General features: G+C 58.9%; 20 protein-coding genes. 13 read left to right on the top strand and 7 right to left on the bottom strand.

The window, feature by feature from the left end; genetic code table 11:
• The first annotated feature begins 155 nt into the window (after nucleotides 1–155).
• From xthA to V0R60_RS17235, 3 genes are all read left to right on the top strand, one after another.
• On the top strand, nucleotides 156–968 hold the full coding sequence (gene xthA, locus V0R60_RS17245; protein WP_136477198.1) for an exodeoxyribonuclease III: 813 nt from the start codon (nucleotides 156–158) through the stop codon (nucleotides 966–968).
• A gap of 108 nt (nucleotides 969–1,076) precedes the next feature.
• On the top strand, nucleotides 1,077–2,399 hold the full coding sequence (locus tag V0R60_RS17240; protein WP_330080301.1) for a phosphate ABC transporter substrate-binding/OmpA family protein: 1,323 nt from the start codon (nucleotides 1,077–1,079) through the stop codon (nucleotides 2,397–2,399).
• A gap of 165 nt (nucleotides 2,400–2,564) precedes the next feature.
• On the top strand, nucleotides 2,565–3,572 hold the full coding sequence (locus V0R60_RS17235) for a TerC family protein (RefSeq protein ID WP_136477200.1): 1,008 nt from the start codon (nucleotides 2,565–2,567) through the stop codon (nucleotides 3,570–3,572).
• Between the two features lie 42 nt (nucleotides 3,573–3,614).
• Here V0R60_RS17235 and V0R60_RS17230 read toward each other — a convergent pair whose 3' ends face one another.
• The gene (locus V0R60_RS17230) at nucleotides 3,615–4,844 is read right to left on the bottom strand and encodes an acyl-CoA dehydrogenase (RefSeq protein WP_136477201.1); all 1,230 of its coding nucleotides are present in this window, start codon (nucleotides 4,842–4,844) and stop codon (nucleotides 3,615–3,617) included.
• A 140-nt stretch (nucleotides 4,845–4,984) separates the two neighbouring features.
• Between V0R60_RS17230 and V0R60_RS17225 the strand changes: the two genes are divergently transcribed.
• The 3 genes from V0R60_RS17225 (at nucleotide 4,985) to V0R60_RS17215 (ending at nucleotide 7,350) form a co-directional block, all read left to right on the top strand.
• Nucleotides 4,985–5,920, top strand: coding sequence for a LysR family transcriptional regulator (locus V0R60_RS17225; RefSeq protein WP_136477202.1), 936 nt, complete (start codon nucleotides 4,985–4,987; stop codon nucleotides 5,918–5,920).
• A gap of 109 nt (nucleotides 5,921–6,029) precedes the next feature.
• On the top strand, nucleotides 6,030–6,431 hold the full coding sequence (locus tag V0R60_RS17220) for a MerR family transcriptional regulator (protein WP_136478987.1): 402 nt from the start codon (nucleotides 6,030–6,032) through the stop codon (nucleotides 6,429–6,431).
• Between the two features lie 19 nt (nucleotides 6,432–6,450).
• Nucleotides 6,451–7,350, top strand: a complete 900-nt coding sequence (locus V0R60_RS17215; RefSeq protein WP_136477203.1) for a hydroxymethylglutaryl-CoA lyase — start codon at nucleotides 6,451–6,453, stop codon at nucleotides 7,348–7,350.
• Between the two features lie 523 nt (nucleotides 7,351–7,873).
• On the opposite strand, the gene V0R60_RS17210 is transcribed toward V0R60_RS17215, so the two are convergent.
• The gene (locus tag V0R60_RS17210; protein WP_136477204.1) at nucleotides 7,874–8,410 is read right to left on the bottom strand and encodes an MgtC/SapB family protein; all 537 of its coding nucleotides are present in this window, start codon (nucleotides 8,408–8,410) and stop codon (nucleotides 7,874–7,876) included.
• A gap of 146 nt (nucleotides 8,411–8,556) precedes the next feature.
• On the opposite strand from V0R60_RS17210, the gene V0R60_RS17205 reads away from it, so the two are divergent.
• The 3 genes from V0R60_RS17205 to mapR all read left to right on the top strand — a co-directional run bounded on the left by V0R60_RS17205 (nucleotide 8,557) and on the right by mapR (nucleotide 11,780).
• Nucleotides 8,557–8,796: a DUF3203 family protein gene (locus V0R60_RS17205; protein WP_330080300.1), complete on the top strand. Its 240-nt coding sequence runs from the start codon at nucleotides 8,557–8,559 to the stop codon at nucleotides 8,794–8,796.
• A 121-nt stretch (nucleotides 8,797–8,917) separates the two neighbouring features.
• A complete protein-coding gene (gene ccoG / locus V0R60_RS17200; RefSeq protein ID WP_330080299.1) occupies nucleotides 8,918–10,330 on the top strand; it encodes a cytochrome c oxidase accessory protein CcoG in 1,413 nt (470 codons plus the stop codon).
• A 40-nt stretch (nucleotides 10,331–10,370) separates the two neighbouring features.
• Complete coding sequence (mapR, locus tag V0R60_RS17195) at nucleotides 10,371–11,780, top strand: GntR family transcriptional regulator MpaR (protein WP_136478988.1); 1,410 nt, start codon at nucleotides 10,371–10,373, stop codon at nucleotides 11,778–11,780.
• Between the two features lie 9 nt (nucleotides 11,781–11,789).
• Here mapR and V0R60_RS17190 read toward each other — a convergent pair whose 3' ends face one another.
• Nucleotides 11,790–12,536, bottom strand: coding sequence for an SDR family oxidoreductase (locus tag V0R60_RS17190; RefSeq protein ID WP_330080298.1), 747 nt, complete (start codon nucleotides 12,534–12,536; stop codon nucleotides 11,790–11,792).
• 192 nt (nucleotides 12,537–12,728) lie between these two features.
• On the opposite strand from V0R60_RS17190, the gene V0R60_RS17185 reads away from it, so the two are divergent.
• Genes V0R60_RS17185 through V0R60_RS17170 form a run of 4 tightly spaced genes read left to right on the top strand, consistent with a single transcriptional unit; the run spans nucleotide 12,729 to nucleotide 16,276 of the window.
• On the top strand, nucleotides 12,729–14,438 hold the full coding sequence (locus V0R60_RS17185) for a copper resistance system multicopper oxidase (protein ID WP_330080297.1): 1,710 nt from the start codon (nucleotides 12,729–12,731) through the stop codon (nucleotides 14,436–14,438).
• A complete protein-coding gene (locus V0R60_RS17180; RefSeq protein WP_330080296.1) occupies nucleotides 14,431–15,387 on the top strand; it encodes a copper resistance protein B in 957 nt (318 codons plus the stop codon). Before V0R60_RS17185 ends, V0R60_RS17180 begins: the two co-directional genes overlap by 8 nt.
• 15 nt (nucleotides 15,388–15,402) lie before the next feature.
• Nucleotides 15,403–15,831: a DUF411 domain-containing protein gene (locus V0R60_RS17175; RefSeq protein ID WP_136477210.1), complete on the top strand. Its 429-nt coding sequence runs from the start codon at nucleotides 15,403–15,405 to the stop codon at nucleotides 15,829–15,831.
• A 10-nt stretch (nucleotides 15,832–15,841) separates the two neighbouring features.
• Complete coding sequence (locus tag V0R60_RS17170; RefSeq protein ID WP_136477211.1) at nucleotides 15,842–16,276, top strand: YqaA family protein; 435 nt, start codon at nucleotides 15,842–15,844, stop codon at nucleotides 16,274–16,276.
• Here the strand turns inward: V0R60_RS17170 and V0R60_RS17165 are convergent.
• The 4 genes from V0R60_RS17165 to V0R60_RS17150 form a co-directional block, all read right to left on the bottom strand.
• The gene (locus V0R60_RS17165) at nucleotides 16,273–16,854 is read right to left on the bottom strand and encodes a DinB family protein (protein WP_330080295.1); all 582 of its coding nucleotides are present in this window, start codon (nucleotides 16,852–16,854) and stop codon (nucleotides 16,273–16,275) included. The genes V0R60_RS17170 and V0R60_RS17165 overlap by 4 nt on opposite strands.
• 11 nt (nucleotides 16,855–16,865) lie before the next feature.
• Entirely contained in the window at nucleotides 16,866–17,984 is a 1,119-nt protein-coding gene (zapE, locus tag V0R60_RS17160) for a cell division protein ZapE (protein ID WP_330080294.1), read from the bottom strand.
• A 122-nt stretch (nucleotides 17,985–18,106) separates the two neighbouring features.
• Entirely contained in the window at nucleotides 18,107–19,255 is a 1,149-nt protein-coding gene (locus V0R60_RS17155) for a PQQ-dependent sugar dehydrogenase (protein ID WP_136477214.1), read from the bottom strand.
• 30 nt (nucleotides 19,256–19,285) lie between these two features.
• Nucleotides 19,286–19,603 (bottom strand): hypothetical protein, encoded by a 318-nt coding sequence (locus V0R60_RS17150; protein WP_136478989.1) that lies wholly within the window; start codon nucleotides 19,601–19,603, stop codon nucleotides 19,286–19,288.
• Nucleotides 19,604–19,675 lie beyond the last annotated feature (72 nt).

The following is a 19,675-nucleotide window of genomic DNA, read 5'->3' as shown; positions in this document are numbered from 1 at the left end:
AACCTCCACAAATGGGCATTCATTGCCTTCGAGGCGTACATTGCGCCGACGTTCACCCCGAGCACCACGTTAGCAGCCTATCGGATGGCGCGCCATGCTGGTCGCAGCAGTCGATGTCGGCTAGGATTCCAGCTTTTATCAGGATTGTTTTGGCCATGAAGATCGTCTCGTTCAACATCAACGGCCTGCGCGCACGGCCTCATCAGTTGGCGGCGCTGATCGAAAAGCATCAACCGGATGTTATCGGCCTGCAGGAAACCAAGGTCAGCGACGAGCAGTTTCCGTTGGCCGATATCCAGGCGCTGGGTTATCACGTGCACTTTCATGGCCAGAAAGGTCATTACGGCGTTGCCTTGCTCTCGCGCCAGGCACCGCTGAGCCTGCATAAAGGCTTCGCCAGCGATGATGAAGACGCTCAACGGCGTTTTATCTGGGGTACCTTCGCCGATGCTGACGGCACACCTATCACCATCATGAACGGCTATTTCCCCCAAGGCGAAAGCCGAGACCATCCGACCAAGTTTCCGGCCAAGGCGCGTTTTTACAGCGACCTGCAAGCGCTGCTGGAAAGTCAGTTCAAAAACGATCAGCCGGTCGTGGTAATGGGTGATGTGAACATCTCCCCCGAAGACTGTGACATCGGCATTGGCGCCGACAACGCCAAGCGTTGGCTCAAGACCGGCAAATGCAGCTTCTTGCCCGAGGAGCGTGAATGGATGGCCCGCCTGAAGAACTGGGGCCTGGTCGATAGTTTCCGTCATCTACATCCGGAAGTCGCAGACCGATTCAGTTGGTTCGACTACCGCAGTCGCGGCTTTGAAGACGAACCCAAGCGCGGCCTGCGCATCGACTTGATCATGACCTCCCAGGGTTTGCTGCCACGCATCAAGGCAGCCGGCGTCGACTACGATCTGCGCGCCATGGAAAAACCATCGGACCATGCGCCGATCTGGCTGGAACTGGCATAAGCCGGGGCTTCAGGGCAAATGTGCAGGGCAGTTGGCTGATCGTCATCTAACAGTCATCCAACTGTCTTAATCTGCGGTATCCCCTTTGCCTGAAGAGTGCCCACCGGCATGCTCCGCCATCTCAGCCTGTTTCTTGCCTGTTTGCTTCCGATCTTCGCTTGTGCCACCACCGATGAGTCGGTGCTGCTGCGCATCCAGGGTTCCAATACCATTGGCGCTACGCTGGCCCCGGCGCTGGTCAAAGGTTTGCTGGAGGCCCAGGGGGCTCGTCAGATCATGGTCGATTCGACCGAGACGGCCAATGAGCTTCGCGTCCGGGCTGTTGATTCCCAGGGCAAAGCAGTTCGTATCGACATCGCCGCTCACGGCTCCAGCACCGGCTTCACTGCGCTCAAAACGGGCCAGGCAGATCTGGCCGCCGCTTCGCGCCCGATCAAGCCCAACGAGCTGAGCGAACTTCGCGCACTGGGCGACTTGAACAATACAAGCGCTGAACAGATTATCGGCCTGGATGGCGTGGCGGTCATCGTGCATCCCGACAACCCCCTGCCTCAATTGAGTATCGCTCAACTGGCAGGAATTTTTGCCGGCAAGATCACCACCTGGGATGAATTGGGCCTGGGTAAAGGAGCAATCCATCTGTACGCCCGGGACGACCGCTCCGGTACCTTCGAAACCTTCAAGGCGCTGGTACTCGATCCTGCCGCACAGACCCTGGCTTTGGCTGCGCAACGCTTCGAATCGGCGGATCAGTTGACCCGTGGGGTGCTGGCTGACCGCCAGGCCATTGGTTTCAGCAGTTTGGCCTCTGTCCATGGCGCCAAGGTGCTGGCTATTGCGGATGGCGCCTCGCGCCCCATGTTGCCCAGCCCCACGTTGGTGGCCAGTGAGGACTATCCATTGTCCCGCCGCCTGTATTTCTACCTCCCTCCCCTCCAGCCTGCGCCGTGGGCCCTGGCACTGGTGGAGTTCGCGCAAAGTCCGAAGGGGCAAGCCATCGTCACCGGCAACGGTTTTGTCGGCCAGCAAATCCATGCATCGCAAGTCCCGGCTACTGATGAAATGCCAGCGTCTTATCGCACCTTGGCACGCAATGCCCAGCGCCTGTCGGTGAATTTCCGTTTTCAGGAAGGTAACGCCAACCTCGACAACAAGGCGATACGCGACGTGCAGCGGCTGGTCGAGTTTTTGCGTCATAACAATAAGCTCGACCGCGATGTGGTGTTGGTTGGCTTTGGCGACGCCAAGCCTGACCCCGAGCGTGCCAGCCTGCTTTCCCGCCTACGCGCCATGGCGGTGCGCCGCGAGCTCGCCAGGCAAGGCGTCACACTGCGCGAGGTGGTCGGCATGGGCGACGACCTGCCGGTAGCAACCAACTCGGATGAAGAAGGCCGAATTCGCAATCGACGGGTCGAAGTCTGGGTCTACTGAGCACCCTGTTCCATTGCGCAAATATTTGTTACAGCCCCGATTGGGCGCAACGCAGTTATCGCAACTAGGCTTGGGTAAGTGACGCCGGGCCCCTCTGACGGCTGCCAAGCCGCCATGTCGGAGTCACTGTTGCGAACCGCAACGACGACAATCAAGGAGGGGCGCATGGCGGCTCTACAGGCATTTCTCGACCACCAGTTTCTTGGCACCAGCATGTGGTTCTGGCTGGCATTCATCTCTATTGTTTTGACCCTGTTGATACTGGACCTGGGCGTCCTGCACCGCAAAGCTCACGAAATCGAAATGCGCGAAAGCCTGCTGTTGTACGGCGGTTATTTCAGTGTGGGCGTATTGTTCGGTGGATGGATCTGGCTGGAGCTGGGCGCACAATCTGCCCTGGAGTTCTACACCGGTTTTCTGGTGGAGCAGTCATTGTCCATGGACAACGTGTTTGTCATGGCCATGATCTTCAGCTACTTCTCCATTCCTCGCCTTTACCAGCACCGGGTGTTGTTCTGGGGCATCCTCGGGGTGGTGGTATTGCGGGCAATCATGATCGGTGTCGGTAGCGCACTGGTGCAGGAGTTCGCCTGGATTCTCTACGTGTTCGGCGCCTTCTTGCTGATTACCGGGGTCAAGATGTTGTTCTCTCGCGAGGAAGGTCACCCGGACCTGGCCAACAACGCAGTACTCAAGTTTGTACGCCGCCACCTGCGGGTCACCGATGACCTGCATGGCCCGCGCTTTTTTGTACGCCTCAAGGCTGCCGGACAGAACAAGGCCGTGCTGTTTGCCACCCCCTTGTTCCTGGCGTTGGTATTGATCGAGCTGGCAGACCTGGTATTTGCCGTAGACAGCGTGCCGGCAATCTTTGCAATTACCCAGGACCCGTTCATTGTCTATACCTCGAATATCTTCGCCATTCTCGGGCTGCGCGCGCTGTACTTCGCCCTGGCAGCGCTGATGCACCGTTTCGTGTACCTGAAATACGCCCTGGCCCTGGTGCTGATTTTCATCGGCAGCAAGATCTTCTATCACGGCCTGATTGGAGCGGTGCCGGCATGGCTATCGCTGAGTGTGACCCTGGGGCTTTTGACCGGTGGCGTGGTGCTGTCGCTGCTCAAGACCCGCGATCAACCATCACACCCGGCAAACTCTGGCAACCACAAATGAACCAGGCCCGCAGTCGCGGGCCTGGTATGCAAGGCGGGCAGATCAATGCCCGCTGCGCAGCATTTCCTTTGGTACGTACTTGCCGATCTCGTACTTGCCGATCGCGGCACGGTGCACTTCGTCCGGACCGTCCGCCAGGCGCAGTGTGCGCTGCATCGCGTACATGTAGGCCAAGGGGAAATCACCACTCACCCCGGCACCGCCATGAATCTGGATTGCCCGGTCGATGACTTTCAAGGCCACATTCGGCGCCACCACTTTGATTTGCGCGATCTCACTGCGCGCCACTTTGTTACCTACGGTGTCCATCATGTAGGCCGCTTTGAGCGTCAGTAACCGAGCCATGTCTATTTCCATGCGCGAATCGGCGATCTTGTCGACGTTACCCCCCAGGCGCGCCAACGGACGACCGAATGCAGTGCGCTCCACCGAGCGCTTGCACATCAGTTCAAGGGCGCGCTCAGCCATGCCGATCGAGCGCATGCAATGGTGAATTCGTCCAGGGCCGAGACGCCCCTGGGCAATCTCGAAACCGCGCCCTTCGCCTAGCAGCACGTTTTCGTAAGGTACTCGCACATTTTCGAACAGCACCTCGGCATGGCCATGGGGTGCGTCGTCATAACCGAACACCGGCAGCGGGCGAACAATTTTCACCCCCGGGGTATCGGTGGGCACCAGAATCATCGAGTGTTGTTGATGGCGCGGCCCCTCCGGGTTGCTCAAACCCATGAAGATCATGATCTTGCAACGTGGATCGCAGGCACCTGAAGTCCACCATTTGCGTCCATTGATCACCCACTCATCACCGTCGCGTACCGCTCGGGCGGCCATGTTAGTGGCATCGGAGGACGCTACATCGGGTTCTGTCATGGCGAAGGCGGAACGGATATCGCCGCGCAGCAGCGGTTCCAGCCACCGGCGCTTCTGCTCCTCGTTGGCGTAACGCACCAGCACTTCCATGTTGCCCGTGTCGGGCGCCGAGCAATTGAACGGTTCAGGCCCCAACAGCGAACGGCCCATGATCTCGGCCAGTGGCGCATATTCCAGATTGGTCAGCCCCGCTCCCAGTTCCGATTCGGGCAGAAACAGGTTCCACAGACCTTCCGCCTTGGCCTTGTTCTTCAACGTTTCCATGATTGCAGTGGGCTGCCAGCGATCGCCCGCGGCGACTTCACGCTCGAACACCGCCTCGGCGGGATAGACATAAGCATCCATGAACGCAGTGACGCGTTCACGCAGCGCCTGAACCTTGGGTGAATAGGCAAAATCCATTGGCAGTACCTTTTGTGGAAAGGGGATCTGAACAAGAGCCTAGATCAGCAAGTAAAATCCACCTAGTCTATTCTCGGCGTGTATAAACATTCATAACCAATATATGATTCGCCCATAACATCAACAAAAGAGCAGCGCCCATGAACCTGAGCAAGGTCGACCTCAATCTGTTCATCGTCTTCGATGCGATTTACACCGAAGCCAACTTGACCCGTGCCGGGCAGATTGTCGGCATTACCCAGCCTGCGGTATCCAATGCCCTGGCGCGCCTGCGTGAAACCTTCAACGATCCGCTGTTCGTGCGTACCGCACAGGGCATGGTACCGACGCCAATGGCTCAGAACATCATTGGTCCAGTGCGCAATGCCCTGTCGCTGCTGCGTGTTTCGGTGCAAGAGAGCCGCATCTTCAACCCCCTGCAGGCGAACAAGACCTTCCGCATAAGTATGACCGACCTGACCGAGGCGGTGATTCTGCCGCCGCTGTTCCAGCGTTTACGCCGCCTGGCCCCGGCAGTAGTAATTGAAAGTTTCCTGTGCAAGCGCCGCGAGACCACCAAGGAGCTGGCTGCCGGCCGCCTGGATTTTGCCGTCGACGCGCCGCTCAACACTGACCCGCAGGTACGTCACGTCAAGTTGATGCAGGACCAGTACGTGTGCGCCATGCGCCACGGCCATCCGCTGACCAAAGAAAAACTCAGCCTGGAAGATTACCTGGGCCTTACCCACATCCATATATCCAGCCGACGCAACGGTTTGGGCTATGTCGACCTGGCGCTTGGAAAAATGGGTGTACAGCGAAAGATCGCCTTGCGCTCCCAGCATTACCTAATGGCTTCCCAGGTGCTGCAGCAAACCGATATGGTGATGACGGTGCCGGAGCGCTTCGCTCGGCGCCACCAGCTCAACTATCTGAGCCTGCCGGTGAATGGTGTGCCGCCGCTGGAAACTCACCTGTACTGGCATGAAAGCACTGACCAGGACCCGGCCAACCGTTGGATGCGCGAACAGATTATCGAATTGTGCCAGGCGGTGGTCGCTCAAGATGAGCGCGCGGCCGAGGCTGAATCTCGTTAGCTGCGGGTCAAACCAGTAACGCTCGGCACAAGCATCGTCGCAAGACGTGCTTGACGTATACGTAAACCTGCAATTAGGTTAGCTCATGCCCCTTTCCCCGAGCCTGACCATGAGCAGCCAGACCTACAGCATCTCCGACCTGTCCCGAGAACTGGATATCACCACCCGTGCCATTCGCTTCTATGAAGAGCAAGGCTTGCTCAGCCCCGAACGTCGGGGCCTGGAACGGGTTTATTCAGCCCGTGACAAGGTTAGCCTGAAGCTGATACTGCGCGGCAAGCGTATCGGCTTTTCCTTAGCCGAGTGCCGCGAGCTGATCGAACTCTATGACCCGACCAGCGGCAACCTCAAACAATTACACAGCATGCTGGCCAAAATTTCTGAACGTCGTGCCCAGCTCGAACAGCAACTGCTCGATATCCAGCAGATGCAACTGGAGCTGGACACCGCTGAAGAGCGCTGCGAACAAGCGCTGGCCGTCACCTTGAAGAACCAGAAGAACAGCCACTGAGCCCCGAGGAATTTGCGCCATGTCATTGCCTGAAAAAGTTCGCCTGGTCGAAGTCGGCCCTCGCGACGGTCTGCAGAACGAAGCACAGCCGATCAACGTGGCCGACAAGGTCCGTCTGGTGGATGATTTAACCGCTGCGGGCCTCTCCTATATTGAAGTGGGCAGTTTCGTCTCACCGAAGTGGGTGCCGCAAATGGCAGGTTCTGCCGAGGTGTTTGCCAACATTCGCCAGCAACCAGGTGTTACCTACGCAGCATTGGCGCCGAACCTGCGTGGATTCGAGGATGCCCTTACCGCTGGTGTGAAGGAAGTAGCGGTGTTCGCTGCGGCATCCGAAGCGTTTTCCCAGCGCAACATCAACTGCTCCATCAGCGAGAGCCTGGCGCGCTTCGCGCCGATCATGGACGCGGCCCGCCAGCACGGCGTGCGTGTGCGCGGCTATGTGTCCTGCGTACTGGGCTGTCCCTATGAAGGTGCAGTCAGCGCCGAGCAGGTAGCACCTGTGGCTCGGGAGCTGTTCGAGATGGGCTGCTACGAAGTGTCGTTGGGCGACACTATCGGCACCGGCACCCCAGGCTCCACCCGCCGCCTGTTTGAGGTGGTCGCCGCCCATGTGCCCCGCGCGCAGTTGGCCGGGCACTTCCACGACACCTACGGCCAAGCACTGGCAAACATTTATGCCAGCCTGCTTGAAGACATCACGGTATTCGACAGCTCCGTCGCTGGGTTGGGTGGCTGTCCCTACGCCAAAGGCGCCAGCGGTAACGTCGCCAGTGAGGATGTGTTGTACATGCTCCAGGGCCTGGGTATCGAAACCGGTATCAACCTGGAGCAGTTGATCGACGCGGGCTCGCGGATCAGCACTGTTCTGGGTCGTACCAGCGGCTCCCGGGTAGCACGCGCCCGTCTCGCGCAATAACCCTCCACAGCCAGCCGGGGGTGTTACCGCCCCCGCACTTTCCAGAGAAAAACCGGGTAACACGGAAACAAATCGACAAATCCTCTCGCACCAATTTCCCGCCATAATTCTTAAGTCATTGATTTTGCTAGACTTTAAAAAGTTGGCACGGCATCTGCTATATCTTTGGTACAAGAACAACAAAAATACGAAACACCTAATAAAAATAAGACGTAACGACTCTGACATAACAAGAACAACACGACAGAGACGCAGCTAACAGATTTTTTTGGAGAGGATGTGCTTTTCTGGGGCTCGCCCCGCAACCTGACAGAAAACAATAAAACTACCCTGAGGTAGCGAAGGTCACGGTTGGATCAGTAATGATGAGAGTAGATCAGCGCTCAAAAAAATACGTTTGCTCTTGATCCCGGATGGGGATCGCCAGTGACAAGAGGCAACGGTCGCCAAAAACAATAATAGGCCGCCCTCCAATAACAAAAAAAGAGCACGCAACAATCTTTGAGGGGAGCTTAGGCTCCCCTCAGTGCTTCCTGCCTTCCTTGTTTTCGTCCTCGTTTTCATTCTTGTCAGTTTCCAGCTTGTCCACCACCCAAGGCATGACGCCCAGCACCAGCAGCGCCAGCAGTGTACTGATGACTGCGGTAGCTTCACGCCCCATACCGGCGGCGACACCGATGGCAGCGGTCATCCATAACCCGGCAGCGGTGGTCAGCCCTTTGACATGGCTGGAATCTTCTTGATCTCGCCCTTTGAGTATGGTGCCTGCACCAAGAAAGCCGATACCGGCAACAATGCCCTGCACCACCCGGCTCAAACCCGCATCATCGATACCGGCCATGCGTGGCACCAGGATGAACAGCGCCGCGCCCATAGCCACCAGCATGTGCGTGCGCACCCCGGCCGCCTTACCCTTTAGTTCACGCTCAAAGCCCAGTACAGCCCCGAGCAGGGCTGCCATGAGCATGCGTATCGTTACCTGAGTCAGTTGCTTGGCATCATTGATGTCGGCGAACTCAGCGACCAGGGTCAACCAGACTTGCTGCCACCAGGTGTCCATCGGCGTAGTCCGCATTCAACGAGGGTTAATGCATGGACCACAGCCTACGGCTAAAAGTGCAGTGCATACCGCTGATCGGTTTATCCCAGTAACCGCGCGCACGCGGGAGTCCAAATCCGTAACTCCGACGATCTGAGGACGCTGACATGACTATTGAAATTGATCAAAGTAATCAGCGCTGCACGCTGATTGCCGACGACCTGCGCATCGAAGGTGCCGCTACGGACGTAACGGTGGTGACCGATGAACACCTGCGCATGTCGGTGGCCGAACTTGCCGGCCAGCGCGTACCGATCACTGAAGCAGAAGCCGATGCGCTGACTGTAGCGGGTGCGGTGGATGGTCGCAGGCATCTCAAGGTAAGCGAGGAAGGCTCGATAATCTGAGGCCTGCACGGATCTACCGAAAAATCTGATACGGTTTTTATCGAAATATCTGAGTCTGTTATGCAAACAGATGGGGCGCCATAGTGCTCTGGCCTGATCGAGGCCTGATGAGCGACGAACCATGAGCGATAGAATCCCCGTCCAGATCGTTGAAATTGCCGAGCCTTCCACCTTCAAGAAGAAGGCCGCCAGCAGCGACAGACAAATCCATACCCGCAGCTTTACCGGCTTTTATCGAAACCTGCGCCTGGGTGGCGCAGGATTTCTGTTTCTGCTGTTTTTCGGCACCGTCTGGTTGAATTGGGAAGGACGCCAGGCAGTGCTGTGGGACCTGGCCGACAGCAAATTCCATATTTTCGGCGCGACCTTTTGGCCACAGGACTTCATTCTATTGTCCGCGCTGTTGATCATCTGCGCCTTCGGCCTGTTTGCCATCACCGTGTTTGCCGGACGCGTGTGGTGCGGTTACACCTGTCCGCAGAGTTCCTGGACATGGGTATTCATGTGGTGCGAGAAGGTTACCGAGGGTGACCGCAACCAGCGGATCAAACTCGATGCAGCACCCTGGGGCCTGAACAAGATGATTCGGCGTTCAGCCAAACACACCCTGTGGCTGGCTATCAGCCTGCTCACCGGTTTGACCTTCGTCGGTTACTTCACCCCGATCCGGCCATTGGCCGAGGAGTTGTTCACCCTGCAACTGGGCGGTATCAGCCTGTTCTGGATTCTGTTCTTTACCGGGGCCACTTACATCAATGCCGGCTGGCTGCGTGAAGCGGTATGTATGCACATGTGCCCCTATGCGCGATTCCAAAGCGTGATGTTCGACAAGGACACCCTGGCCATTGCCTATGACCCGACCCGCGGCGAGTCCCGGGGCCCGCGCAAGAAGGACAGCGACTACAAGGCCAAAGGCCTTGGCGATTGCATTGACTGCCAGATGTGCGTGCAGGTATGCCCGACCGGTATCGACATTCGCGACGGCCTGCAGATGGAATGCATTGGCTGCGCCGCCTGTATCGACGCCTGCGACTCGATCATGGACAAGATGGGTTACGCCCGTGGCCTGGTGGGCTACAAGTCCGAACACAACCTGCAGGGTGGCACGACGAACTGGTTGCGCCCTCGCCTGCTCGGTTACGTCACGGCACTGGTGGTGATGATTGGCGCCTTGGTCATCGCCCTGCAACAACGGCCGATGGTATCGATGGACGTGATCAAGGACCGTGGCCTGTTCCGTGAGAACAACCTGGGCCAGATCGAAAACATCTACACCCTCAAGGTCATCAACAAAACCCAGGAATCGCAGCACTACCGCCTGCGCCTGGTGGACGCCAACGGCTTCGAGTTGCACGGCAAGACCGAATTTACCCTCGCGGCCGGAGAAATGAGTGAAATGCCGGTATCGGTGGCCATGCTTGGCGAACGGGCCCAGAGCAGCTCCCAGGAACTCAGCTTTGAACTCAGTGATACCGACGAGCCGGGAATTTCCACTGTTGCCCACAGCCGTTTTGTCGCGCCTTTGAACCGCTGATCACATACACTTCGAAGCAATCGAAACGTCCTGAGCCATGATGAAACGCTACGAAAAATTCGCCGACGACATTGCCGAACTGATTCGCTCCGGGGTCCTGGGCCCCGGCCAGCGCGTGCCGTCGGTGCGTTACGCCAGTCAGACCCACGGGGTCAGCCCTTCCACGGTGTTCCAGGCTTATTATCTGCTGGAGCGCCGCGGCCTGATCCGTGCTCGGCCGCGTTCGGGCTACTTCGTCAACGCCCATGCGCCGCGGCAATTCAACGAGCCACAAATCATCGAACAAGCGAGTGAGTCCACCGAGGTGGATGTCAGCGCGCTGGTGTTCTCGATTCTGGATTCGATCAAGGACCCCGAAACGGTCGCGTTCGGTTCGGCCTTCCCCAGCCCGAATCTATTCCCGCTGCCCCGCCTGGCCCGTTCCATGGCCAGCGCCAGCCGCGAGATGGATCCGCGCATGGTGGTCACCGACCTGTCGCCGGGCAACCCGCAATTGCGCCGCCAGATTGCCCTGCGCTACATGGTCGGCGGCTTGATGCTGCCCATGGAAGAATTGCTGATTACCAACGGTGCCCTAGAAGCACTCAACCTGTGCCTGCAAGCGGTTACCGAGCCCGGCGACCTCGTAGCAATCGAGGCTCCGGCCTTCTACGCCTGCCTGCAAGTGCTTGAACGCCTCAAGCTCAAGGCCGTGGAAATCCCGGTACACCCTCGTGAGGGCATCGACCTCGGGGTGCTGGCGCAAACCCTGGACAAGCATCCGGTCAAAGCTGTCTGGTGCATGACCAATTTCCAGAACCCGGTTGGCGCGAGCATGCCAGAGGAGAAAAAGCAGCAATTGGTCGAGCTGCTGCGCCAGCACCAGGTGCCGATGATCGAAGACGATGTCTATGCCGAGTTGTATTACGCCCAGCAAGCCCCGAAGCCCGCCAAGGCCTTCGATACTGACGGCCTGGTGATGCACTGCGGCTCCTTTTCCAAAAGCCTGGCCCCTGGCTACAGGATTGGCTGGGTGGCTGCCGGGCGCTATGCGCAGAAGATCGAACGGCTCAAGCTGATGACGTCGCTGTGTGCCTCGATGCCGGCCCAGGCAGCTATCGCCGACTACCTGCAACACGGCGGTTACGACAGGCATCTGCGCAGGCTGCGCTATGCCCTGGAAGAACAGCAGAGCGCCATGCTTGCGGCGATCGCCAGGCACTTCCCGGCGCAGACACGGGTCAGCCATCCTTCTGGTGGCTACTTTCTGTGGCTGGAACTTCCCGAGCAGATGGATTCGCTCAAGCTGTTCCAAATGGCCCTGGCCCAGGGCATCAGCATTGCCCCCGGACCGATTTTTTCGCCAACCCAGCGCTTTCGCAACTGCATCCGCCTGAACTACGGAAGCCCCTGGACCGAACAATCGGAGAAGGCCATGGAAACCCTAGGCCGGATCGTGCGCTCGTTCTAGCCAGCAGGCTCAGCGCCCACCGCCCAGATCGATAAAGCTGCCGGTCGAGTACGAGGCTTTGTCCGACAGCAGCCACATGATCGCCTCGGCCACTTCTTCGGCTTGACCGCCTCGCCCCATGGGTATGCTTGGTTCAAGCTTGCTGACACGTTCGGCATCGCCACTGAGGGCATGAAAGTCGGTAAAGATGTACCCAGGACGCACCGCATTGACCCGTACACCGTCAGCGGCAACTTCTTTGGCCAGTCCCAGGGTGAAGGTGTCCAGCGCTCCCTTGGACGCCGCGTAGTCGACATACTCGTTCGGCGAGCCGAGTCGGGCTGCCACCGATGAGACATTGACGATACTGCCACCCTTGCCACCGTGGCGCCTGGACATGCGCTGCAAGGCATGCTTGGCGCAGAGCATCGGCCCGACCACATTGGTCTTCATCAATTTGAGCAGGCGAAATTCGGACATATGCTCAAGCTGGCTTTTATGGCCGATGGTGCCGGCGTTGTTCACCAGTGCAGTAACCGGCCCGAGCTCGGCATCGACGCGTTGGAAAAGTTGGATGATCTCGTCCTCGACACTCACGTCGGCCTTGACCGTTATCGCTTCGGCACCCAACTCGCGAACCTCGGCCAGCACCTCCTGCGCAGCCTCGTCGTCGGACAGGTAGTTGATGCAAATGCGGTAGCCTGCACGGGCAGCCAACCGCGCGGTTGCCGCGCCTATACCCCGGCTGGCGCCGGTAATCACTATGACGTTGTCCATCGATACTCATTCCCCCAATGGCCGGACCCTCAAGGCTAACGCACTGCAGGGCCAGACGGAAAGTCACTTCAGGTGGCCGGCGTTGGTGTCGGCACCTTTCGCTGGCTGACAAAACTGTAATGTGATGCTCAGCTCACTGACAGTCGCCGCTGGCTAACGTCGTGCCATCCCCGCCCTTGAGATGGCCGCGCTATGCTCCGACAACCTACCCGCCGTACCTTCGTCAAAGGCTTCGCCGCCGGCAGCGTCCTGGCTGGCCTCGGCCTTTGGCGCCTGCCCGCCTTCGCCGCCAGTGCGCCCCTGGGCAATGAGCTCAGCGGCCGCGATTTCGACCTGTTCATCGGCCAGACGCCGGTCAATATCACCGGCCGCCCACGTACTGCGCTGACCATCAACAACAGCTTGCCCGGCCCGGTGCTGCGCTGGCGCGAAGGCGACACTGTAACCCTGCGGGTGCGTAATCGTCTCGACGAGCCCACGTCACTGCATTGGCATGGAATTATCCTGCCAGCCAACATGGACGGTGTTCCGGGGCTGAGTTTTGCCGGCATCGAACCGGGCGGTGATTACCTCTATCAATTCACTCTGCAACAGAGTGGCACCTATTGGTACCACAGCCATTCTGGGCTGCAGGAACAGGCCGGTGTGTACGGGGCCATTGTTATTGAGCCGAAAGAGCCCGAGCCTCATCGCTATCAGCGCGATTACGTACTGCTGCTCAGTGACTGGAGCGACCAGGCGCCCGAAGCCTTGATGGCAACGCTGAAAAAGCAGTCCGACGCCTTCAACTACAACAAGCGCACCGTTGGTGATTTTATCGACGATGTGGCCGCACAGGGTTGGTCAAAGACGATCGCAGAGCGCAAGAGCTGGGCGCTGATGCGCATGAGCCCCACTGACCTGGCCGACATCAGCGCAGCAACCTACACCTACCTGCTCAACGGACAGCCACCGGATGGCAACTTCACCTGCCTTTTCCAACCCGGCGAAACCGTACGCCTGCGCTTGATCAACGGTTCGGCCATGAGTTACTTCGACTTCCGCATCCCTGGTTTGAAGATGACGGTAATCGCTGCTGATGGCATGCCGGTACAGCCCGTCAGCATCGATGAACTGCGCATCGCCGTGGCCGAAACCTACGATGTGCTGGTGGAGGTCGGCGACCTGCCTGCCTACACCCTCTATGCCCAGAGCATGGACCGTACCGGCTATGCCCGTGGCACCCTGGCGCGCAGTGCCGGGCTCAGCGCGCCGGTGCCAGCGACTGATCCGCGACCCATCCTGACCATGGCCGACATGGGCCACGATGGTATGGACGCGATGGCTGGCATGGACCACAGCCAGATGGGGGCGATGGACCACGCCGCCATGGGTGGCATGCAGACTCACCCGGCCAGTGAAACGGATAACCCGCTGGTCGACATGCAGACCATGAGCCCCAAACCCAACCTCGCCGACCCAGGTATCGGCTTGCGTAACAACGGCCGTCGGGTGCTGACCTATGCCGACTTGAAAAGCACCTTTGCCGATCCTGACGGGCGCGAACCGTCACGGGAGATCGAGTTGCATTTGACCGGACACATGGAACGCTTTGCCTGGTCGTTCAACGGCATCAAATTCTCCGATGCCGAACCGTTACGGCTGCGCTACGGCGAGCGCCTGCGCATCATTCTGGTCAACGACACGATGATGGCCCACCCGATTCACCTGCATGGTTTGTGGAGCGACCTAGAAGACGAACACGGGCGCTTCCAGGTGCGCAAGCACACCCTCGATATTCCCCCCGGCAGTCGCCGCAGCTATCGCGTCAGCGCCGACGCCCTGGGGCGTTGGGCTTACCACTGCCACCTGCTTTACCACATGGAAATGGGTATGTTCCGCGAGGTACGCGTCGATGAATGAAGTATTCAACCGCCCCCTGCTGGGCAGCCTGGCCCTGCTCGCCTTGCTTGCCAGTGAAGAAGTCACGGCCCAGGCCATGGACCACAGCACGATGAATCATGGCAGCATGAATCACGCCGCACCGGCCAAGGCCCCCATGAATCACGCCGATATGGCCGGCGCCAGCATTGACCATAGCGGTATGAACCATAGCGGCATGGATCATGGCGCCATGGGCCAGACCCAGGCGCCAGTTTCACCGCGTACACCGTTGCGCCCCATCACCGATGCCGATCGGCGTGCGGCGTTCCCGCCTTTGCCCGGCCATCAAGTGCATGATCAGAAGACCAATTGGGCAGTGATTGTCGAGCAGTTGGAGTATCAGAACTTCGAAAGCAGCAGTGCGCTGAACTGGAATGCCAATGCCTGGATCGGAGGCGACATCGACCGGCTCTGGCTGCGTACCGAAGGCGAACGTGAGCAAGGTGTCACCCACAAGGCCGAGTTGCAGGCACTCTGGGGCCATGCCATCAGTCCTTGGTGGGAATTGATGGGCGGTGTGCGCCAGGACTTCAAGCCGGCCAGTGGCCAGACCTGGGCTGCTTTCGGTATTCAGGGCATGCCGCTGTATGGCCTGGAACTGGAAGCCACGGCGTATGTGGGTGAGCGGCAACAGACCGCGCTGCGCCTGGAGAGCAGTTACGCTATCCTGCTGACTAACCGGTGGATTCTCGAGCCGTCGCTTGAGGCCAACTTCTTCGGCCGTAACGATGCCAGTCGCGATCAGGGCAGTGGCCTGGCCGACAGCGAGATCGGCCTGCGCCTGCGTTATGAAATTACCCGCGGTTTCGCCCCGTACCTGGGCGTCAGTTTCAATCGCAGTTATGGCAATGCTGCCGAACAGATCCGTGATGACGATGGCGATATCGGCCAGACCCGCCTGGTCGCTGGTGTGCGCCTACGTTTCTAGCCTTGGAGAGTCAGTATGTTGAGCAAGAAAATTGTCGCTTTCGGCCTGTTGGCCCTGAGCACCCTGGCACAAGCCGGGCAGACCATCGATGTATACCGCGATCCTAATTGCGGCTGCTGTAAAGAGTGGATCAGCCACCTGCGCGACAACGGTTTTACCGTCAACGACCATGTCGAGCCAAACATGAGCGCGGTCAAACAACGCCTGGGTGTGGCTCCACGCCTTGCCTCGTGCCACACCGGTGTGATCGACGGCAAGTTCGTCGAAGGTCATGTTCCCGCCGAGCAGATCAAACTGTTGGCCAAGCGCTCGGATTTGCGCGGTCTGGCAGTACCCGGTATGCCGATGGGTTCACCTGGCATGGAAATGGGCGACCATAAAGACGCTTACCAGGTCATCGGCTTGACCCAGGATGGCCGCGACGAAGTGGTCGCCAACTACTGAGCTGCCCTGGATGTTAAGTGAATGGGCGCTGTTCTTCAGCGCCTTTGGTGCGGCCACGTTGCTGCCGCTGCAATCGGAAGCGGTGCTGGTGGGCTTGCTGGTGCGCGAGCCACAAGCGGTGTTCAGCCTGCTGCTGATTGCCACCCTGGGCAATGTGCTGGGCTCGATCGTCAACTGGCTGCTTGGCCGTGGCATCGAACACCTGCGCGAACGCCGTTGGTTTCCCTTCAAGCAAGCCCAGCTGGACAAAGCCCGACAGCGTTATCAACGCTATGGCCAATGGTCATTGCTGCTCAGTTGGATGCCGGTGATTGGTGACCCGCTGACCTTGATTGCCGGCATCATGCGCGAACCCTTCTGGCGCTTCCTGGCCTTGGTTACCATTGCCAAGGCCGGGCGCTATACGGTGTTGGCCCTGATAACACTGGGCTGGCTGGGCCCCTAGCGCCCCCAGATCATAGCTTCGGTCCACCCCAGTTCGGCAAAGTCCTGTGCTCGCAAATGAGCTTCCTCTTCGCAGAAAAACTCATCCAACTGTGGCGGTCGCACTAATGTGTCACTGAGCATGGCGTGCACTTGACCGCGGTGATGAATCTGATGCTCGAACAAATGGGACAGCAGCCGCAGGCGTTGTTCGCGCTGAACCCAGTCGGGGCGCACGATGCTCACGTAACGTTGCAGTTGATCGTCGTGTAGCAGGCTGCAGTAGGCGATCAGCCGGTGATCAGCCTGGGCCTGTTCGGCACTGAGCACATCGCAACTGGCGAACGGTTCCTGGGGTTCGAAGAAGCGCTCACTATCGGCCTCTGGCGCCTCACCGCGCTGCTCGGACTCCAGAGCATTCAAGTAAAACCAGTCAACGGTAAGAATGTGGTTGAGCGTGGCTTTGATCGAGCCAAAAAAGCTGCAACGTGGGGCTACGAACTCGTCCTGACTCAATTGCAGACAGGCTTTGTACAACCGGTGGTTGGCCCAGCCGTTCTGGTAGGCCATGGTCAGCAAATAATGCGAAAGTGACTGCATGATCGACTCCTTCAACAGAAGCGTTGCAGTTGCATCTCCCGCAGGCGGCTCAAGGTGCGCCGGAACGGGAACTCCAGATACCCTTGAGTGTAGAGGGCATCCAGTGCTACTTCAGCCTCGATGTACAGGGCGATCCGACGGTCGTAGCACTCATCGACCAATGCAATGAAGCGCCGCACGCCATCATCATGCACTGACAGTTGCGGTAGTTCCCGATCCCCCGCCGGTACCCGCTCGGCACCGTCCTCTGTGCCACGGGCAATCTTCGCCGGTCGCTGGCGAGCGCCAAGGGCTGGAACATCGCCAAGCAGGATAGCCTTGTAATGGTCACACAAGGCCATGAAGTCCATGGCCGCGAAGGGTTGTTCACACAGATCCGCATAGCGGCACCAGATCACCGATTCGCTACGACGCACTACTGGCAGCAGCCGTGAGCCGATGGCCAAAGGCTGATCGCAATCGGCTTCGGCGCCGCTCAGTTGCTTGAACACCTCGTTCAATGCTGGCGACTGTCCCGCTTCACGCACCCAGTACCGTTGCTGGGCAATACCTGGGTGCAAACGATGGTCCTGCTCGCCGGCAACGGCCAGCACTCGCATGTGCTGCTCGATGGCGGCGATTGCTGGGACAAAACGCTCTCGGTTGAAGCCGTCGAGATACAACTGATCGGGTGGTTGGTTGGAAGTAGCGACCACCACCACGCCTGCCTCGAACAGCACCTGGAAAAGCCGGCCGAGAATGATTGCATCACCAATATCATTGACGAACAGCTCATCGAAACACAGCACGCGGATCTCATCGGCCAACGAAAGCGCCAGGGCTTGCAGGGGGTCTGCGGTGCCATTGAGCTGGAACAGGCGCTGATGTACCCAGCGCATGAAATGGTGAAAATGCTGACGTCGGGCCGGCACCTGCAAACACTGATAGAACAGGTCCATCAACCAGGTCTTGCCGCGCCCAACCGGGCCCCAGAGGTAGACACCCTGAGGTATTTCGCTGCGTTGCAGGGCTTCGAAGCAGCTTTGCAGGGCTCGGGCAGCCTGCAACTGGGCCGGGTCGCAGACATAGCCATCGTGATCAATGGACTGTTGATAGAGCTGGAGGGGGGACTGCTCGGTGAAGCAGGTCATGCGCAGCGTCCGTCGCAAAAGCGCCCATTCTACCTAAAAACCCCTGAAACCTTGTGAGATTCCAATTGCGCCGAGCCCTCTCATTTTTACCAAAGCGCGCTAACCACCCTGGCGCCGTCGGGCTATAGCTCTAGCCCGACTTTCAATAACGCACCATCACTGTCATCGGTCAGGACGTATAGATAGCCATCCGGTCCCACGCGGACATCGCGGATTCGCGCTTCGAGTTCACCCAAAAGGCGTTCTTCGTGCACGATCTTGTCACCATCCAACTCCAGGCGGATCAACGCCTGGCTTGCCAGGGCGCCGATGAACAGGTTGTGATCCCAGGCCTTGAAACGTGGATGGTCATAGAACGCCATACCGCTGATAGCGGGCGACTTTTCCCAGACATGATGAGGGTCGATCATGCCGTCTACATGTTCGCCCTTGGCTTCAGGGATTGGCAGCAAGGTGTAATTGATGCCGTGGGTTGCGACAGGCCAGCCGTAGTTTTTACCCGCCTTGGGCAGGTTGATCTCATCGCCACCACGTGGGCCGTGCTCGTTGGTCCACAACTCGCCTGTCCACGGATTGAGCGCGGCGCCCTGCTGATTGCGATGACCGAATGACCAAATCTGCGGACGCACGTTGTCCTGGCCAATAAAAGGGTTGTCCTTGGGCACAGTGCCATCCGGGAGGATACGCACGACCTTGCCTTGCAGTTTGTCGAGGTCCTGGGCGGTCGGACGTTGATTGTTTTCTCCCAGGGCGATGAACAGGTAGCCATCACGGTCGAACACCAACCGCGAACCAAAATGGATGCCACTGGAAAGCTTCGGTAGCTGGCGGAAAATGACGTTGAAATCTTCAAGCTTGGCCATGTCGGCAGACAAACGCCCACGCCCCACAGCGGTACCTGCTTTACCGTCCTCACCTCCCCCTTCGGCATAACTGAGATAAACCATGCGATCCTGCTTGAAGGTCGGCGACAAGACCACATCCAGCAACCCGCCTTGCCCTTCAGCCCACACGTGCGGGACGCCAGCCAATGGTGCGCCCACCTTGCCCTCGACACTGACGATGCGCAGGTTGCCCACACGCTCGGTTACCAACATGCCCTTGTTATCGGGCAAAAATGCCAGCGCCCACGGGTTACTCAGGCCCTCAGCCAATGTGCTGACTTTGACGGTGCCCTCTTCGCTTTTAAAGGTACGCTCGGGGGCGGCATGGGCCAGCAGCGGTAGCAGCGTCGCGGCCAGCAAAGTGGGGATCCAGGTACGTACGGGCATTAGCGTTTCCTTCCAGGGAGTGTCTGCCGATCAAGGCATGCGAGGCGATTCGCGCGGCGGTCGGGTGGGTTCCAGGCGCGGTGGCGTCTGCTCACGGCGGATGTTTTCACCATTGCCGATGCCACGATTTTCAAGGGTTGGCGGACGCAGCACAGGTTGGGTCGAAGGACCGCGCACCGCCGGTGTGGCCGGTACGCTGCCTTGGCGGCTATTGGGATTGGCACGCATGATTGGACTGTTGTAGGGATTGTTCGCCGAGCCAGCCACCTGCAGCGGCGCTACAGCTTGCGCAGCCTGTACCGGGGTGCCGAACAGCACGGCCAAAGACAGGCCAAGCCAGCCCACCATTGATGTGTTCACGGTAATACCTCCTGCGCGAAATGACGCGCCCAAGCATTTGGATAGCCTAAGGCGCGTCAG

The organism is Pseudomonas auratipiscis (genome assembly GCF_036324085.1).
Lineage (GTDB): Bacteria > Pseudomonadota > Gammaproteobacteria > Pseudomonadales > Pseudomonadaceae > Aquipseudomonas > Aquipseudomonas auratipiscis.
The sequence above is the reverse complement of the archived record's forward strand: the minus strand, read 5'-3'. Positions and strand labels throughout refer to the sequence as shown.